Consider the following 17675-nt stretch of genomic DNA (forward strand, 5'->3'; position numbering starts at 1 on the left):
TATTACTTTACTTGTATTCTTAATACCTACAACTGATTACACAATTCATCAGGAATATTATAATTATCATCTATATACTCCGTTTTATCAAAAGTAATTGTATGCTCATGACGACGACCATTGTAATACACTCTAAAACTATAAGGTTTATTCAGTTCCATATCATGTAATGTTATTTCTCCTCTATAAATATATCCTTTGTATTGCCAATAATTATACGTTTCATTAAACATATACAAATGTGTAGAAGGTCTAATAATTCTATCATTACACTCCCCTGAATATTTTACGTGTATTCTTATAGGTGCCGGTGGTAGTTTAGAAACCATTGATGAAGCATCTATATTTACTTGCCCGCCTGCACAACCATCAAAAGCAGGAGATCTAAAAATTTCTTCTCCTCTATTGTATCTAGAATCACCAGAATAAACAACAAGCTGTAAATTTCTTCCTGCAGGTGTATTGTTTAATTCAAAAGTTTGTCCATCGTACCAATATTGTGTTTTTGTTGCGTTGTAAGAAACCTCTTGACTGGTTCCTTCGTAAACAAAGGTTGAAAGCAACCTGCGAGAATCACTACTACTAACACCTGGCAAACTAAGCTGTAATGTAACCGGAGTACCATTACTACTGTCTCCCCACCAAGAATATCTACTACATCTTCTTCCATAAAAATCCATATTATACCAAGACAAGTGTGTGGTAGTATATTCAACCTGAAGTTTACCATCTATCATTACAACCTCACTATCTCCATGATAATCCCACTGCCCGTTATCTTTACTATAAGACCAAATAGGAATTACATCACCTAATTTAACCAACTCCCCTGTATCAGGATTCATAGAGCCCGTATCGACACTCATTGTTATTGTAATAGCTTTTGAAAAGTTTTTTACTTCTACACCTCCAACTTCCATATCTACAGAAACAAAACCAGCAGTTACAAATGCCACGTCATTTACAACTTCTCCACCATCTAACGTTACAGATTGAGGAGAAAAACCTCCAGGAAAAGAAGTTAATGCATCAATATTGGTAGGAGAAAAATTGGTTACTTCTAATTCAACCTCATCACCTTCAATAAGATTTCCATTTATATCCTGAAACTGAGTACCTACATCTATAGAAACTTTCGCTTTATTTTTTGTTTGATTTACTATTTCAGTTTCAATGACAATTTGCTCTTCAGAAACTCCATTTTTAATAGAAGCTGTTTTTTCTTCTCTTTCAATACCATCTACCGGAGATGTTTTATTAACTACATATGCCGAAACCTCAGTTCTTTCATCTATACCTATAGTAACCGGAACCGTTGTGGTTAAATAATTATCACCCGATATTTTTAACAACACTTCAACAGGATTATTTTCTATGTTTTTATTTGGGTTTACAACTAAATTAACAACACCATCAATAATTTTTAATTTAGATATATTTTCTCCTGCATCTGTAACCACTTTGTCTTTATCATCTCCTAAAACCTCTACACTTAAAGCAGTATCTCCTTCTAAATTAGATTGTCCAGAAGGATCAAAAACTTGAATTACCGCAATTTGATTAAATAAATCTGTATCAATAGTAACCTTAAATTGATCCTCAAACTTCTTATCTATACACCCTACTTGTCCTACAAGAAGTAGTGTAATTATTATATATTTTATTGTTTTCATAATTTAAATTATTAGTTAGTTATTAAAAAGAAAAAGCAAACCTAAATGCTACATAAGGCAAAAATTTATTTTCCTTAAAACTTTCTTGTAATAAACCCTCTTGATTTTTAGTGTTTTCTATCAGTCCATTTGCATTTAAAGACATTGATGGTCCATCAGCATCATAGTAAGCTCCTAATTCTAACCCAAAACCAAAACCCGATTTTGGTACAGGTCTACCAAAAGATATTCCAGCGTAAGGCAACAAACCATTCCACTCTGTATTTATAAGTAAACTCCCAATATCATCTGAAGTAAAGACCACCTCTCCAATAGTTACTTCATCTTTAAAAGTCATCATTACATCCACATCACTACTAGTAAAATACCCCGCCCCTAAAACAAATCTAAATGCTTTTCCAAAAGGAGCTATACTAATTAATGCATCTATATGACTAAAATCAAATTCAGCATCTACTAACATATCTTCTCCATCTATTTCATAATCAAAACCTTCTTTTTTATAAGGCAGCGTACTATACCTAGCAGTTGCATAAAAATAATTGTTAATTTTATAGGAATAGTCTATTCCTAAACCTGTACCCACACCAATAGAGACAGCGTGTTTTTTTTCTTTTTTTTCTTGTGCATTTATCACCCCTACGGAAGATAGAATGCAAATAATTAATAGTAATTTTCTCATACACATAGTTTTATAGTTAAATATTATAGTTACACTACTTTTATTACAACAAAGAATCCCCCTCCACCAAGCATCAAAAGATCAAAACTGTTTGCATTCTTTTTTATGTAAAGTAAAAGACCTTTTAAAAACCTATTTTCATACTAAAGTATGATTTACTCAAAACCTGTTAAAAAACAAGTTTACCAACCTAATAAATAGTACTTTAGTATGAAAATATGGAACACAACAGTCCTTAATATTGTTGTTATGAAAAAGATTTATAAAATAATTATTGCTGATGATAATAAATTCTTCTCAGATGCACTTGAAAGTTACTTAAACAACTTTGAGGATTTTAAAGTGATTGCAACCTGCAACACCATTAATGAAACTATTTCTTATACAAACAGCACTAATTTTGAAGTATTAATTTTAGACTTAAGTTTTAACGGAAAAAGATCTTTAGATTTCCTAAATCAGATTAGACCTAACCCTACTCTTTTTAAAACAATATGCTTAACCAGTTTTAATAACTGTATTATAAAAGATGAAGCTATTTCCTATGGAGTTGACTATTTTATGGGCAAAAACACAGACTTAATTAGCTTTCCTGATGTTATTAGAAACCTATTAACAGCTCACAAACCCAACAATAACACAAATAATTCAACTGACACAAAAGCAAATCTAACACTAAGACAAATAGAAATTATAAAAGCTTGTTTTGAGTTTAGCACAGAAAAAGAAATAGCACACTATTTAGACATCAGTATTAATACATTAAAAACGCATAAACAACATTTATTTAACAAAACATGTGCAAAAAATAACCTGGAGTTAATTAAATATGGTATAAAGGAGGGGATTATTATTATTTGATAGTCTAACTTTATAAAATGAAAAAAAATCTGTTGTTAACATTCTGTTTGATGAATGTGTTTTTATATGCTCAAAAAAAGAATATTTACAAGCAATGTTTTTTCTTAACAGATACAATTGAGTGTAACTCAATTATTAAAGCGATACACCAACTAGAAAAAGGAAATTTTAACAAACCCTTTGGAAACAACATTTATCATAAAATACCTAAAAACAAAACTGTTTGGTTCCATTTTAGATTGCCTGCTAATAAAGAAACGTCTTACTTTACCATTGCCAATTCTTATTTACATCACGGAAAAATATACACACACAACGCAAAACACATTGATAGTTTAAACACCATTAACTATTATGACAAATTTGGGTTTAAAAATGTTTTTTATAGACACCCTACTTGGGAACTAAAAGCAACCAACACTCCTACGGATTATTTTATTCAGATAAGAGATGATGAACCCAAGGCAAGACTAGAACTTTTTTTAAACTCATCAAATGATTTTTTAAAAAGAAATCAGATTGAATACTTTTTATTAGGTACAACTCTTACTTTTTTATGCTCTTTAATTTTAATTATACTTGCTTTATTTACAACTCAAAAACAATACAGCTTGCTATGGTACGGAGGTTTTGTTTTATTTTTAATTACCGCCATACTTGCCAACAAAGGTGTTGGAACACAGTACCTATGGAGTACATCAAAATTTTTAATACAATCTTCCAAAAGTTTTTCTCATACACTTGCAACCATGTGCGCTGCTTTTTTTTACGCTAACTTTTATCCTTTAACCCATAAACATAAAATCATCAAAAAAATATTTTTAGGCATAGGTTACTCCTGTCTACTTCTTACCACAGTCTATTTATACAAATTGTTGTTTGGAGGATTGCCTTATTGGTATTTATCTGTTTGGATTGTATTAAAAATTTCTTTGCTTATTATTGGTGTTTTACATTTTTATTTATTGTTTAAAAAAGTAATCCCGCTATACTTAGCTATTGGTTTTATTTTCTCTATTGCGGGAACATTTACCTATCAATTTTACAACCCAACTCAAAACTTTTCTTTGTTAAAAACCTACTTCTTTACAGATATTTTTTACCTAACGGTAGTATTAGAACTAACCTTGGTTATGTATTATATTATTTCTGAAATTGTAAAAGGAAAACTACTTTCTATTTATTTAGAAAAAGAAAATCTAACGCTAAAAAATTCTTTACAAAATATAGAAGACACACATAAACACAAATTCTCTAGTAACGTACACGATACTTTTGGAAGTTATATAGAGGCTCTAAATCTACAAGTTTTAGTAAACCCCGACACTCAAAAACTACATGAAATTATCAATTCATTTAGAAACGAATATCATCTTTTATTAACAAATATGTTTACTCCTAATTTAAATCCAGAGAATTTTATAAAATCTGTAGAAAGCTACTGTTCTAAAATGAACCATTTAACTAGTCTACAAATTGAATTTAATCATGTAAACTCTCACAATTTATCTATCCCAATAATTTATGCACAAGAGATCTATAAAATAATTACAGAACTAACCACCAATGTAATTAAACACGCAAATGCTAATAATCTTTTGATTTCTATTATATACTACAATAATTCTATTTTTATAGAACTGAAAGACAATGGTATTGGTTTTAACACAAACACCTACACCAAAGGAGTTGGTCTTGAAAGTGTGAACAACAGAATAGATCTTTTAAAAGGAGCGTTTACTATAAATTCTGGAGCTAATAAAGGAACTGTAATTAAAATACATCTTCCTATTTAAGATTTATCTTTTAAAAAAAAAGACCTGTTTTTTAGCACTAAGACAGTGATCGTAATATTGAATACGTTCTACTACAGAATTGACCTTTTACAGCCTCAATACCCATTTCTCCCTTTATTCTAATTACTTTTCTTGTTTAGTTTCTTATAACGTAATCATCAACAATAATAAGATTTTAAGAAGCTCTATTTACCTTATTAAACAAAGTAATTAAACTACATTGCAAATATTAAGCACAAAAAAAGGAGTAGCGAACACTACTCCTTTTTAAATACTAAATTTTATAAAAAATATTACCCTAAGACTTATAAAGCTACTTGGTGATAATATGTTTTAGCTTTTGTATCATCTTTAACTTCTAAGAAATACTTCACTTCTTTTTTAGCTCTAGGAACAATTAGACCTCTGTACTTTTTACTAAAGTTAGCCTTAACTTCATTTCCTTTAAAGTCTATCAACTTAATACTAGAGTAGTCACCATTATATCTAACTAACACTTCTGTTTTAGCTTTTCTAATAACAATATTACCTCTAGATGCATCACTATCTTTTCTCATAGCTGCTGCATATACTTCTGCTTTTGTTTTTGTCTTTTTCTTTACAAACTCCGCATCAGTATCAATATCTTTTAATCCAGATAACGATTCATAAGTATAAATACTACCTTGGTAGTTATAAACTTGCCCTTTTGTAGCTTTAGCAACGCTTGTGTAATCTACACCAACTTGAGGAGATGATGGCTCTAATAAAGTTGCATCAATTCCATTTAAAGCTCCATAACTCAAACCTAATGAGCTATAATTTTGTCCGTAAGATGTACCTACCAACAACAACACTGCGATTAAAATAAATTTTTTCATAATCATATCATTTATGTTTGATACAAAGTTACTGAACATCTACAGCCTTTGTTTTAACTTAATGTAAAATAAGAAGTAAAATAGCACTTTAGTGAAGTTGATAAATTTAGATTGATTAATAAATAGCAAAAATGCATCTTTATTTTTTTTATTGAATATTTAATAAATTTAACTCAATATTATTGACAATAATTCAAACTGCGAAAAAACAGGAACCAAAAACCGACTCTCTCAATGTTAATTTAATATTAACAGAAAGAGATTCAAACGCTTAAAAACCTTCTTTCATTACTTATTTTGAGTTAGTTACAAAATTAACATTAGAAAACATTCTGATTTTAGATACTTTTAACAATTTTTGAGCTAAATCATTAAATCTTCCTACATCTTTTAGATATCATCTCTAAAACTATTACACAAGAGCCCCTTATTTAACCAAACAACTAGTATTCTATAAGTGTATAGTTAGCTTTACTATCACATTAGACAAATAAATAAAACTTACTAATCACACAACCTTAACCCTAAACTAAGTGAACCCCAATAATGCACGTCTTTTGCTCCTTTAAACTCTTGACTCCTACCATTAATAGTAAAACCTAGATAGGCAGTATCAAAAAAATTAAAATTTACACCTGTACTACCCTCAAATTGATATCTACGAATGTCTGAATGATTTATTGTATACACACTATTATCTGCAAATAAGGCTCCTTCTAACGTACTGTTGTGCAAAACATGTCTTAATTTTGGCTCTATATAAATATTAACTCTTAGCAATTTCTTCTTTTTCTTCATCAATATAGCTTCCTTTTTCTTTTTAGCGGGTGGTGTCCCAACTATATAAGGCGTAGTATTTATATTACAAGCTAAATTTAAGCCCAAAGAAACATCTGTCATGTAACTACCTAAATTTGTACCCAATCTATAGGCAGATGCAAAATTAAATCCATTCCATTTTTTATTGGCGAATTGCTTTAAATAATTAACATTATAGTTAAATGTAAAAACATTATCATTCCCTATTTGATGATGCCAACCTTCTGGCACAATTCTTTTAGTTCCAAAAAGCTCTTCATCATGAATGTAAGATTGTCCATCCTTAGCCAAATCAAGCCCTAAAAAACCAATATACAATTCAGATTTTAAAAAGCTATTTTTCCCATAGTACTCTTTCCCAAAACTTAAAGCAGTAAAAGAAGCGTAAGGCCTGTCTCCATACTGTATTTCTGATCCTAAATTTTGAGGAGTAAATGCCGTAACACTAAAAGCAAAGGTGCTTCTTACATATTCAGCATTTTTTAAAGGGATAAAAGGTTGATAAAATTTCCATTCTGGTGTTAGCAATTCAACTTTTACACCTCCTGTATAATGATCATCATCATTTCTTAAATTTAAAAAATAAGCAAAAGAATCATTATCATGGGTAACCATTAACTGATATCCACCTCTATCTTGACTATAAGACAAGTTACAAACCAAACAACAAAATATTATAAGTAGTTTATTCATCTTTTAACCCTGTTAAATCAATAACACCTCCTACAACGTCATCCTTACTATCTTTTAAAAGTTTAGCAAGTTTTACAACCTCATTCTCACAACCATCAACTTCATTTATATTTGCTTTTATAACCAATACAATTCCTTCTGGATCTTCTTTACCTTTTTTATAAGACATATTAGGTATTGGTTTTATCATATCACTTGGTATAACTTCACCTTCTTTAAATAAATAACCCGACTCCTCAGTATCATTCAGTTTTTCAATAAAACTAAAATTAGTTGTAGTAAGAGTTTCTAAATGTTTTTCTCCTATCTTATCTTCCCAAGCCGCCATAATAGTAATTTCTGAATTTATTAAAACTTTAGATTCATCTTTCTCTTTACAAAAACAAGATTTTTTGGTGATTTTTGCTTTGGCATAATTAAACTTTAAGCTTTTAGGAACTAGCTTAAAATAATTGTCATGATTCTGAATTTTAACCTTTAATTCCATAGCTTCTTTAACATCATTGTCTAAAGTCCTTTTAACAACAATTGTATTTAAGCTATCCTTATAAAAGCCTTGTTGTTGCATTACTCCATTATAACTGGCCGTGTATTTATCTTTTTCTTTATCTATAAAATCTACTAGCTTAGTATAGCCAAAACCTATAAGTTCTTTTGCTATTACCAAACCAAGAGATTCAATAATTTTTTCTTGTCCGGCAACACTATCAACTTCATTTATTAAGTTTATAGTTACCTTAGAGTCATTATCCTGATAAGAATTTTTGTGAACGGTACAACTTGTTAAAAAGACAAGTCCTATTACTAAAATTTTAAAATTTTTCATGGTGATGCTTTTAATTTATTACATATATATTTAGTTATCAGAAAGGTAGACTATGGTAAAAGAGAAACCCTCATACTTTGGTATGGTTTTAAAAAAGAGACTAAAAAACACATTTAAAACAAAAAAACTCCATCTTAATTAAGATGGAGTTTTATATTTTTAAATCTAAGCTAATTAATAAGCTCTTTTGTTATTTCCTTCGTAAAAATTAATAAAAGCCTCGTTCACAACACGCTTACCTCCGTCTGTAGGGTAATCTCCTGTAAAATACCAATCTCCAGAATGATTAGGACAAGCTTTGTGCAATCCTTCTATTGTTTGAAAAATTATCTCAACATCTGCATTAATTTCAGAAGTCTTTAACATTTCAGAAATTTTAGCAGAAATTACTTCTGGCGTAAAAGGTTTGTATATTTCTTTTACAAAATTCACAATTCCAGCATCGTTTTTACTACGTTGTTTAATACACTTATTATAAACGTCTGTTACAATTTGGTACTGACCTGTTTCTTTTAACAATTCTACAGCTGCTCTAAAAGCAATAAAGTCTCCTAGTTTAGCCATATCAATACCATAACAGTCTGGATATCTAATTTGTGGTGCAGATGAAACTACTATAATTTTCTTAGGTTGAGTTCTATCTAAAATTTTAATAATACTCTTTTTAAGTGTAGTACCTCTAACAATACTATCGTCTATAATAACAATATTATCATCTTTCTTAACAACACCATAAGTAATATCATATACATGTGCTACCAAATCATCACGACTATCATCTGCCGTAATAAACGTTCTTAATTTAGCATCTTTAATTGCTAATTTTTCAAAACGTGGTCTTTGTGATAAAATTGTACTTACTTCTTCTGCACTTAAATTTTTACCTCCTGCTAAAATCTTTTCAGTTTTTTGTTGATTTAAAAAGTCTTCAGCAGCTTCAAACATCCCGTAATAAGAAGTTTCGGCTGTGTTAGGTATATAAGAAAATACAGTGTTTTCTAAATCTCCATTAATACTTTCTATAATCTGTGGAAAAACTCTAACTCCTAAATCTTTTCTTTCTTGATAAATATCTGCATCACTACCTCTAGAAAAATAAATACGTTCAAAAGAACAGGCTTTTTTCTCTAACGGTTCTAATATTTTTTCAATACTAACTTTTCCGCTTTTTTTGGCAATAATTGCATGACCCGGCTCTAATTCTTGAACTTTTTCCATTTTTAGGTTAAAAGCTGTTTGAATTACAGGTCTTTCAGAAGCGACAACTAAGACCTCATCATCTTTATAATAAAAAGCGGGACGAATACCAGAAGGATCTCTCATTACAAAAGCATCTCCATGACCTAACAAACCAGCCATTGCATACCCACCATCAAAACTGCGAGTTGCTCTTTTTAAAATATCTACTAAATCTACTTTTTCTGCAATAATAGGAGAAGCTTCTTTTTTAGTATACTTTCCTTTTACTCCTTGATAAATAGATTCTACTTGGTCATCTAAAAAGTGACCAATTTTTTCCATTACCGTTACTGTATCAGTACTTTCTTTTGGATGTTGCCCTAACTCTATCAATTCATCTAACAATTGACCGTTGTTTGTCATGTTAAAATTCCCTGCAACAATTAAGTTTTTGTGTCTCCAGTTAGATTGACGTAAAAAAGGATGTACATTCTCTATAGAATTCCCTCCTGATGTTCCGTATCTAGTATGACCTAAAAATAAATTTCCAATAAAAGGAATGTTCTCTTCTTGCCAAGCAATATCATTCTTCTTATCCGAATTCGCTTCCATAGTATCGCTAATACGGTTGTTAATCTTTTTAAAGATATGTTGAATTGGTTGCTGTTTGTTAGAACGGATTCTACTAATGTACCTGCTTCCAGGATTTACGTTAAACTTAATACTTGCAAAACCAGCCCCATCTTGTCCACGGTTATGTTGTTTTTCCATTAACAAGTACATCTTATTTACTCCGTAAAAAGCGGTACCATATTTTTCCTTATAATACTCTAAAGGTTTTAGCAACCTCACCATTGCAATCCCACACATATTGTATCTTTTATTGATTAAGTTTTACATCAGTCGTAAAACCGTTAATTTTTTGCAAAATTACAAAGAAAATTTCGTTAACTCCTTAAATTTCTCTAAACGCTGTTCTACTTCTTCTGTAGCAACCTCTGCAATTCGTTTTACACCAAACTCTTCTACTGTAAAAGAAGCTAAATTAGAACCCCAAATTACAGCATTCTTAATGTTTTCAAAAGAAAGTTCTCCTTGTTGAGCTAAATATCCAGTAAATCCTCCTGCAAAAGTATCTCCTGCTCCTGTTGGGTCAAAAACATCTGCTAAAGGCAATGCTGGTGCAAAAAACATTTTGTCTTCGTGAAACAATAACGCTCCGTGTTCTCCTTTTTTAATAACTACATATTTAGGTCCCATTTCGTGAATTACCTTCGCTGCTTTTACTAAAGAATATTCACCACTTAATTGCTGAGCTTCTTCATCGTTAATTGTAATAACATCTACTTTCTTTAACAATGCTTTTAAATCGTCTAAAGCAATGTCCATCCAAAAATCCATAGTATCTAGTACTACCATTTTAGGCTTTGTGGTCATTTGCTCTAATCCTGCATTTTGAACTAAAGGATGCAAATTACCCAACATTACAATTTCTGCATCTTTATATTTTTCAGGAACTACAGGACTAAAATGTTCTAACACATTTAATTCTGTAACTAGAGTATCTCTCTTATTCATATTGGTGTGGTACTTTCCACTCCAAAAGAATGTTTTTCCATCTTTTACAACTTCAATCCCCTCTGTATTAATGTTTTTTCCGTGTAACAAATCAAAATACTCTTGAGGAAAATCATTTCCAACTATAGAAACCAAACCTGTATCTACATTTTTAAAATTACTAGCAGACAAGCCAATATAAGTACCTGCTCCTCCTAAAATCTTATCTGTTTTTCCAAAAGGAGTTTCAATAGCATCAAACGCTACTGTTCCTATAACCAATAGTTTACTCATGTGTTTATTTTCAAAATTTAACTAGACCACAATCAATGTTTGTTGTAGTTGTATCCTAGCTTTATACTCAGTATCTTTGTGCCTGCAAAAATAAGTTTAAAATATGACTATCAAAGAAATACAAGAGGAAATTGTAGATGAGTTTGCAATGTTTGATGATTGGATGGAGCGCTATGAATATATGATAGAATTAGGAAAATCTGTTCCCGTTATTAACGAGCAATACAAAACAGACAATAACCTTATTAAAGGATGTCAATCTAAAGTTTGGTTGCACTCTGAATTACACGAGAGTAAAATTCAATTCTCTGCAGATAGTGATGCCATCATTACCAAGGGAATTGTTGCTGTATTGTTACGGGTTTTTAACGACCAAGCTCCTAAAGATATTTTAGAAGCCAATATGGATTTTATTGATGAGATTGGTTTAAAAGAACATTTATCTCCAACAAGAGCTAACGGATTGGTATCTATGATTAAACAAATAAAACTATATGCTTTAGGAATGCAAAGTAAACTTAACGCATAACCCCTAAAAACAACCATTATGAAACACGAAGAAACTGTAGAAATAGGAGATAAAATTGTAAACGTATTAAAGACTATTTATGATCCTGAAATTCCTGTAGATATTTACGAATTAGGTTTAATTTACGATGTGTTGGTAAACGAAAGTAGTGATGTTAAAATATTAATGACTTTAACATCTCCTAACTGTCCTGTTGCCGAAACAATGCCTAAAGAAGTAGAAGAAAAAGTAGCTGCCCTAGAAGAAATAAATAATGTAGAGGTAGAATTAACTTTTGACCCAACATGGACTCAAGACATGATGAGTGAAGAAGCTAAATTAGAATTAGGTTTCCTATAATTAGTACTAAACTAACAGTACAAAGCACATAGATCATGTTTGTTATTAGTTTTCTTAAAACCAATAGACCAACAACTGTGTGCCAAATACTAATTAACTATGGATGAAATTGTAAACAGAGTTGCCAACAGCAAACTACAAAACATAGATTTAGAGGATTTTTATCCATCTGGAGAACGAATTTTGTTTGATATTAAAGATTGGTTATTTCAGGAATTAATTTTAAAAGAAAAAGACTTTAGAGAAAAAGCAGATGCTTATGACTGGTCTTTACTAGCCAATAAATATGTAGCATTCACCTGCAGTGCAGATGCTATTATTCCGTCTTGGGCCTATCTTTTGTTAACTACAAAAGCAAGTACATATGTTAAAAAATGTGTAGTTGGAGATCTTAACCTTTTAGAAACTGTTTTATATGTAGAAATTATTTCTAAATTTGACCTAAGTCAATTTGAAGACAAACCTGTAATCATAAAAGGATGCGCAAACAAACCCATTCCGGAAACTGCCTACACTTTATTAGTACAAAAATTACTTCCTGTGGCTAAAAACATTATGTATGGTGAAGCTTGCTCTACCGTACCACTTTATAAAAAAACTAAATAATTATAAACACAAACTAAACTATTACTATGAAACAAATTATTGCCATAGCATTATTATTATGCTCTACAATTACTATTGCTCAAGACAAAGAAAGCAACTGGAAAAAAGGAGGAGTTTTTACTTTATTATTCAATCAATCTGCTTTTAACAACGATTGGCAAGGTGGTGGAGTAAGTAACATTGCTACTAGTGCTAATGTTAACTACGACTTTAACTATAAAAAAGACAACGTAGTTTGGGACAACAAAGTAATTTTAGCCTATGGTTTAACAAAGTTAGACGGAAATGATGATTTTAACAAAACAAATGATAAAATCGAAATTTCATCTTTATATGGTAAACAAGCAAACAAATTTTGGTACTATTCTGCTTATGCCAACTTAAAAACACAATTTGCAGCTGGATATAAATCTTCCGCTCAAATAGATGAAATTTCAGGTTTCTTTTCTCCTGCCTACTTACAAGCAGGTCCTGGTATGTTGTGGAAAAAATCTGACAATTTAAAAGTAAACATTACTCCAGCATCTGCCAGAGCAATTTTTGTAAGTAGCAAATTTACAGAAGATGGTTCTTCTTTTGGTGTAGAGCAAGGAGAAACAAGCCGTTTTGAATTGGGGGCAAACGTTGCTGCTTATTTCAAAACAGATTTTGTAAAAAATGTAACTATTGAAAATATTTTAAACTTATACGCTAACTATTTAGAAGATGCAGGAAATATTGATATTGACTACACGCTTAATGTTGCTATGAAAATTAATGACTATTTATCTGCTAACATTGCAGCGCAAGCAATTTATGATGACAATGCTGTGCAAGCTGTACAGGTTAGAGAAGTATTTGGATTAGGATTTAACTATAAATTCTAAAAAAAACACCTATTAAAAAAACCTCTAGTTATCTAGAGGTTTTTTTATGAAATAATAATTCCTTTAAATTTTATCACTCCTAGCTAATTAAGTAATTTAACATACTATTAGCAACTCTGATATTTATTTTATGAAAAATATACTTTTACTCACTTTTTCTTTATTCATACTTTCTGCTTGTAAACAAGAACAACAGCTAAGCTCTATAAGTCCTGTAAATTGGGAAAAAAGATATGCAACCATAAACCCAAATCAACAATTCGTAAACGGGGCTACTCACCTATCTGTTTATTCGCAAATTTACAGTTATACAGAGCATAAAAAACACGGATTAACCGCAACCATAAGCATTAGAAATATAGATAGAAAAGATACCATCTATTTAAGCAATGCTAGTTATTACGATACTCATGGAAAATTAATTAGGTCTTATTTTAAAAAACCAATTTATTTAATTCCGATGGAAACTGTTGAAATTGTGATTGACGAAACAGATAAAGAAGGAGGAACTGGCGGTAATTTTGTTTTTGATTGGATGACCAAACCAAACAGAAACGAACCCTTATTTGAAGCCGTAATGATTTCTACTTCAGGACAACAAGGATTATCTTTTACCACACAAGGTGTTAAAATACATTAATTGATGAAAGAAGTTTTTACCTCTATACTATTTATGATTGCCGTAATAGATCCATTAGGATCTGTACCGGTATACTTAGAAGCCACCAAACAATTTGATGAGAAACACAAGAAAAAAATAGCCATTAGAGCCTCTTTAATTGCTTTTTCTGTTTTGTTCTTTTTTATTATAATTGGACAAGTTATCCTAGAAGGGATGAATATTTCTCTGTATGCTTTTCAAATTTCTGGAGGGTTAATTTTATTCCTATTTGCCTTAACCATGATTTTTGGTGATGGTAAACCTGCATCTGAAAAAGAATTAATTAGCGATTACAGACATGTTACTATATTTCCTGTTGCCATTCCTTCTATCGCCTCTCCTGGTGCTATTATGGCCGTGGTTTTAATGACAGATAATCATATTTATACGCTAGGACAACAAGCAGTAACCACACTATTAGTACTAATTGTAATTGGTTTAACTTGTTTGCTTTTATTAGCAGCAAATATCGTTCAGAAAAGAATTGGAGATTACGGAATTACCATTATTAGTAAAATAATGGGATTAATATTAGCTTCTTACGCTATACAAAGTATACTTAGTGGTTTGCATGATTTTATTCAACTACAATAACACTTTAATATTCATAAAAAAACCGAGCTAAATAGCTCGGTTTTTTTATAACAATATATATATATATATATATATCTAATCAATAGCAACTTTCACTACCACTTTAATCACTTTGGATGATTGATTTATTTTTATACCTGGAGCATGTACATCTGTAGGATAAAAAACCATAAAGCTACCTGCGGATAATTTTATATTAGCTGCCTGTCCGTTGTAAAAAACAACATCTTTTTCTGTTAATAAATCCTCTGTTACTTCTTGATTATTTAAAGGTTCAACTCCTATAAATTCTTCTCCAGAAATTAAATACTGAATATCTATATATTTTTGATGAGACTCTAACCTACAATCAACTTCTTCTTTGGTATCATAAGTTTGTAAAATTGCAAAAACATTGTCTCCTTCTATTTTATAAACTCCCATTTCTAAAGCAGAAAAATCTGTCGTAGTAAGGTAATTAAAACCTACAGCCAAACGCTTGCTTAAATCTTTGTACAGCTTGGCATTTTCTATGGTATCTAAAATCATAAATTATGTAATTTTATTTCCGTCTTGATCGTATTCGGAATATAAATAATTGTTATAAGGAAAACGTTTTGCGTGAATCTCTCTAACCAAATCAAAAACTTTCTCTTTAAACTCTTCCATATTTTCTTTGTTAATGGCAGATATAAACACAGATTCTTCTTCTATTTTAGACATCCAAGAATTTTTAAGCTCGTCTATCGTATAATGTTTCTCTGTTTTTTCGGTCACTAAATCATCCTCTTCAATTACTTCGTGTGTGTAATTGTCAATCTTATTAAACACCATTAAGGTTGGCTTATCTGCGCTTTCTATTTCTTTTAAAATAGTATTCACAGAACTAATATGATCTTCAAACGTAGGATGAGAAACATCAACCACATGCAATAACAAATCGGCCTCACGTACCTCATCTAAGGTAGATTTAAAAGATTCTACCAACTGTGTAGGCAGTTTTCTAATAAACCCAACGGTATCTGTCATTAAAAAAGGAATGTTCTTAATCACTACTTTTCTTACGGTAGTATCTAAGGTTGCAAACAATTTATCTTCTGCAAACACTTCACTTTTACTAATCACATTCATTAACGTAGACTTACCCACGTTGGTATACCCTACCAAGGCAACACGAACCATTTTTCCACGGTTTTTACGTTGCACAGCCATTTGTTTATCTATGGTTGCTAATTTCTTTTTTAACAAAGATATTTGATCTCTTACAATACGTCTATCCGTTTCAATTTCTGTTTCTCCAGGACCACGCATACCAATCCCTCCTTTTTGCTTATCTAAGTGAGTCCACAATTTGGTTAATCTTGGTAGTAAATACTCACACTGTGCCAATGCTACTTGGGTACGTGCGTAACTAGTTTCTGCACGTTGGGCAAAAATATCTAGAATTAAAGTTGTTCTATCTAGTATCTTAATATCTAAAATTTTCTCTATATTTCTTAATTGAGCTGGAGATAATTCGTCATCAAAAATAACAGTTCCAATATCATGTGTATCAATATAAGCCTTAACATCTTCTAACTTACCAGTACCTATAAATGTTTTAGGATGGGGTTTGTCTAACTTTTGAACAAAACGTTTTACAGATACACCACCTGCTGTGGTTACCAAAAACTCTAATTCGTCTAAATATTCCGTAGATTTTGCCTCATCTTGATGCTGTGTAATTACACCCACCAATACTGTTTTTTCCGAGGTTACCTTCTTTTCTTCTATCATACTACAAATGTACATAATTCCCCCATTATCAATACTATTTGCATATGCTCATAATCTTTGATTTTTATCAACACATTCCTCAACCTTTCTTTGATGAATCTCATTAATAAAGATATCTTTACGCATCCAAAAAAAAACAATAGTGGCAGAAGACAACTTATTTTCAATTGCTTTTTACAATACCGAAAACTTATTTGATTATAAGGATGATGCCCATACTTTAGATAGTGACTATACTCCTGCTGGTAGAAAAAAATGGGGACACTACAGATACCAGCACAAAATAAATAAAATAGCCAAAGTAATTTCCAAAATTGGAACGGACGATTGTGTTTTTCCTCCTGTACTAGTAGGCTTGGCAGAAGTAGAAACCAAACAAGTTGCTTTGGACATTATTCACAGTGAAACACTTCGCTATTTAAATTACGACTGTGTTCATTACGAATCTCCTGATGAACGTGGAATTGATGTTGCTCTACTTTATCACAAAGACTTTTTTGAACTGTCTTATTCTGAAGCAATTCCTATTGAGGTTTTTGAACCTAACGGAGTTAAAGACGAAACTAGAGATATTTTGTATGTAAAAGGAAAACTTTATGGAGAAGTTACACACGTTTTTGTAAACCATTGGCCATCTCGTAGAAAAGGTGTAGACAAAACACATCTAAAAAGAATTGCTCTTGCCAAAATATTAGCTCAAAAAACTAAAGAAATATTAACAGAAAATCCTGATGCTAATATTTTAATTATGGGAGACTTTAATGATGATCCTATCTCAGAAAGTATTGATAAATTTCTTGTTTCTAATAAAATCATCAATCCTATGAAAGCTCTTTATCAAGATCAAAAAGGGAGCTTGGTTCACAACGGTGTTTGGCATTTATTTGATCAAATTTTGTATAGCAAAAGCTATAAAGACTCTAGCGACACCACGTTTATAAAATCAGAAATTTACAACAAAGACTTTCTTACAGACTGGACCGGAAGAAGCAAAGGAGAACCTTTAAGAACTTATATCGGTAAGTTTTATCGTGGTGGTTTTAGCGACCATTTTCCTGTGTATGCTATTTTTAAAAAATAACGTA

18 protein-coding genes are annotated in these 17675 nt (G+C 30.7%); 9 read left to right on the forward strand and 9 right to left on the reverse strand.

Annotation, left to right across the window (positions count from 1 at the left end):
- Nucleotides 1-26: 26 nt before the first annotated feature.
- Nucleotides 27-1673, reverse strand: coding sequence for a hypothetical protein (locus FHR24_RS00070; protein ID WP_167182046.1), 1647 nt, complete (start codon nucleotides 1671-1673; stop codon nucleotides 27-29).
- 22 nt (nucleotides 1674-1695) lie between these two features.
- On the reverse strand, nucleotides 1696-2355 hold the full coding sequence (locus FHR24_RS00075) for a hypothetical protein (RefSeq protein WP_167182049.1): 660 nt from the start codon (nucleotides 2353-2355) through the stop codon (nucleotides 1696-1698).
- A gap of 249 nt (nucleotides 2356-2604) precedes the next feature.
- Between FHR24_RS00075 and FHR24_RS00080 the strand changes: the two genes are divergently transcribed.
- Nucleotides 2605-3216 carry a response regulator transcription factor gene (locus tag FHR24_RS00080; RefSeq protein WP_167182052.1) on the forward strand — a complete coding sequence of 204 codons (612 nt, stop codon included), beginning with the start codon at nucleotides 2605-2607 and terminating at the stop codon, nucleotides 3214-3216.
- A 17-nt stretch (nucleotides 3217-3233) separates the two neighbouring features.
- Entirely contained in the window at nucleotides 3234-5012 is a 1779-nt protein-coding gene (locus tag FHR24_RS00085) for a sensor histidine kinase (protein WP_167182057.1), read from the forward strand.
- A 305-nt stretch (nucleotides 5013-5317) separates the two neighbouring features.
- Here the strand turns inward: FHR24_RS00085 and FHR24_RS00090 are convergent, their stop codons facing one another.
- The 5 genes from FHR24_RS00090 to FHR24_RS00110 all read right to left on the reverse strand — a co-directional run bounded on the left by FHR24_RS00090 (nucleotide 5318) and on the right by FHR24_RS00110 (nucleotide 11240).
- Nucleotides 5318-5872, reverse strand: a complete 555-nt coding sequence (locus FHR24_RS00090; RefSeq protein ID WP_167182060.1) for a hypothetical protein — start codon at nucleotides 5870-5872, stop codon at nucleotides 5318-5320.
- A gap of 504 nt (nucleotides 5873-6376) precedes the next feature.
- Nucleotides 6377-7384: a lipid A-modifier LpxR family protein gene (locus tag FHR24_RS00095; protein WP_167182063.1), complete on the reverse strand. Its 1008-nt coding sequence runs from the start codon at nucleotides 7382-7384 to the stop codon at nucleotides 6377-6379.
- On the reverse strand, nucleotides 7377-8210 hold the full coding sequence (locus FHR24_RS00100; RefSeq protein WP_167182066.1) for a hypothetical protein: 834 nt from the start codon (nucleotides 8208-8210) through the stop codon (nucleotides 7377-7379). Before FHR24_RS00100 ends, FHR24_RS00095 begins: the two co-directional genes overlap by 8 nt.
- 174 nt (nucleotides 8211-8384) lie before the next feature.
- Nucleotides 8385-10259 (reverse strand): amidophosphoribosyltransferase, encoded by a 1875-nt coding sequence (locus FHR24_RS00105; protein ID WP_167182069.1) that lies wholly within the window; start codon nucleotides 10257-10259, stop codon nucleotides 8385-8387.
- A gap of 60 nt (nucleotides 10260-10319) precedes the next feature.
- On the reverse strand, nucleotides 10320-11240 hold the full coding sequence (locus tag FHR24_RS00110) for a PfkB family carbohydrate kinase (protein ID WP_167182072.1): 921 nt from the start codon (nucleotides 11238-11240) through the stop codon (nucleotides 10320-10322).
- A gap of 103 nt (nucleotides 11241-11343) precedes the next feature.
- Between FHR24_RS00110 and FHR24_RS00115 the strand changes: the two genes are divergently transcribed.
- The 6 genes from FHR24_RS00115 to FHR24_RS00140 all read left to right on the forward strand — a co-directional run bounded on the left by FHR24_RS00115 (nucleotide 11344) and on the right by FHR24_RS00140 (nucleotide 14835).
- Nucleotides 11344-11769: a SufE family protein gene (locus tag FHR24_RS00115; protein ID WP_167182075.1), complete on the forward strand. Its 426-nt coding sequence runs from the start codon at nucleotides 11344-11346 to the stop codon at nucleotides 11767-11769.
- Between the two features lie 18 nt (nucleotides 11770-11787).
- Complete coding sequence (locus FHR24_RS00120) at nucleotides 11788-12108, forward strand: SUF system Fe-S cluster assembly protein (RefSeq protein ID WP_167182078.1); 321 nt, start codon at nucleotides 11788-11790, stop codon at nucleotides 12106-12108.
- Nucleotides 12109-12207: 99 nt separating this feature from the next.
- On the forward strand, nucleotides 12208-12714 hold the full coding sequence (locus FHR24_RS00125; protein ID WP_167182081.1) for a DUF2480 family protein: 507 nt from the start codon (nucleotides 12208-12210) through the stop codon (nucleotides 12712-12714).
- Between the two features lie 26 nt (nucleotides 12715-12740).
- Nucleotides 12741-13580: a DUF3078 domain-containing protein gene (locus tag FHR24_RS00130; RefSeq protein ID WP_167182084.1), complete on the forward strand. Its 840-nt coding sequence runs from the start codon at nucleotides 12741-12743 to the stop codon at nucleotides 13578-13580.
- A gap of 130 nt (nucleotides 13581-13710) precedes the next feature.
- A complete protein-coding gene (locus FHR24_RS00135) occupies nucleotides 13711-14220 on the forward strand; it encodes a DUF3124 domain-containing protein (protein ID WP_167182087.1) in 510 nt (169 codons plus the stop codon).
- 3 nt (nucleotides 14221-14223) lie between these two features.
- Entirely contained in the window at nucleotides 14224-14835 is a 612-nt protein-coding gene (locus FHR24_RS00140) for a MarC family protein (RefSeq protein WP_167182090.1), read from the forward strand.
- A gap of 75 nt (nucleotides 14836-14910) precedes the next feature.
- Here the strand turns inward: FHR24_RS00140 and FHR24_RS00145 are convergent, their stop codons facing one another.
- Both FHR24_RS00145 and hflX read right to left on the reverse strand, forming a co-directional pair.
- Nucleotides 14911-15363 (reverse strand): YhcH/YjgK/YiaL family protein, encoded by a 453-nt coding sequence (locus FHR24_RS00145; protein ID WP_167182093.1) that lies wholly within the window; start codon nucleotides 15361-15363, stop codon nucleotides 14911-14913.
- A 3-nt stretch (nucleotides 15364-15366) separates the two neighbouring features.
- Nucleotides 15367-16590, reverse strand: coding sequence for a GTPase HflX (gene hflX, locus FHR24_RS00150; RefSeq protein WP_167182096.1), 1224 nt, complete (start codon nucleotides 16588-16590; stop codon nucleotides 15367-15369).
- A gap of 142 nt (nucleotides 16591-16732) precedes the next feature.
- Here hflX and FHR24_RS00155 point away from each other — a divergent pair, with 142 nt between their 5' ends.
- Nucleotides 16733-17671, forward strand: coding sequence for an endonuclease/exonuclease/phosphatase family protein (locus FHR24_RS00155; RefSeq protein ID WP_167182099.1), 939 nt, complete (start codon nucleotides 16733-16735; stop codon nucleotides 17669-17671).
- Nucleotides 17672-17675 lie beyond the last annotated feature (4 nt).

The sequence above is a fragment of the Wenyingzhuangia heitensis genome, assembly GCF_011762155.1.
GTDB classification, from domain to species: Bacteria; Bacteroidota; Bacteroidia; order Flavobacteriales; family Flavobacteriaceae; genus Wenyingzhuangia; species Wenyingzhuangia heitensis.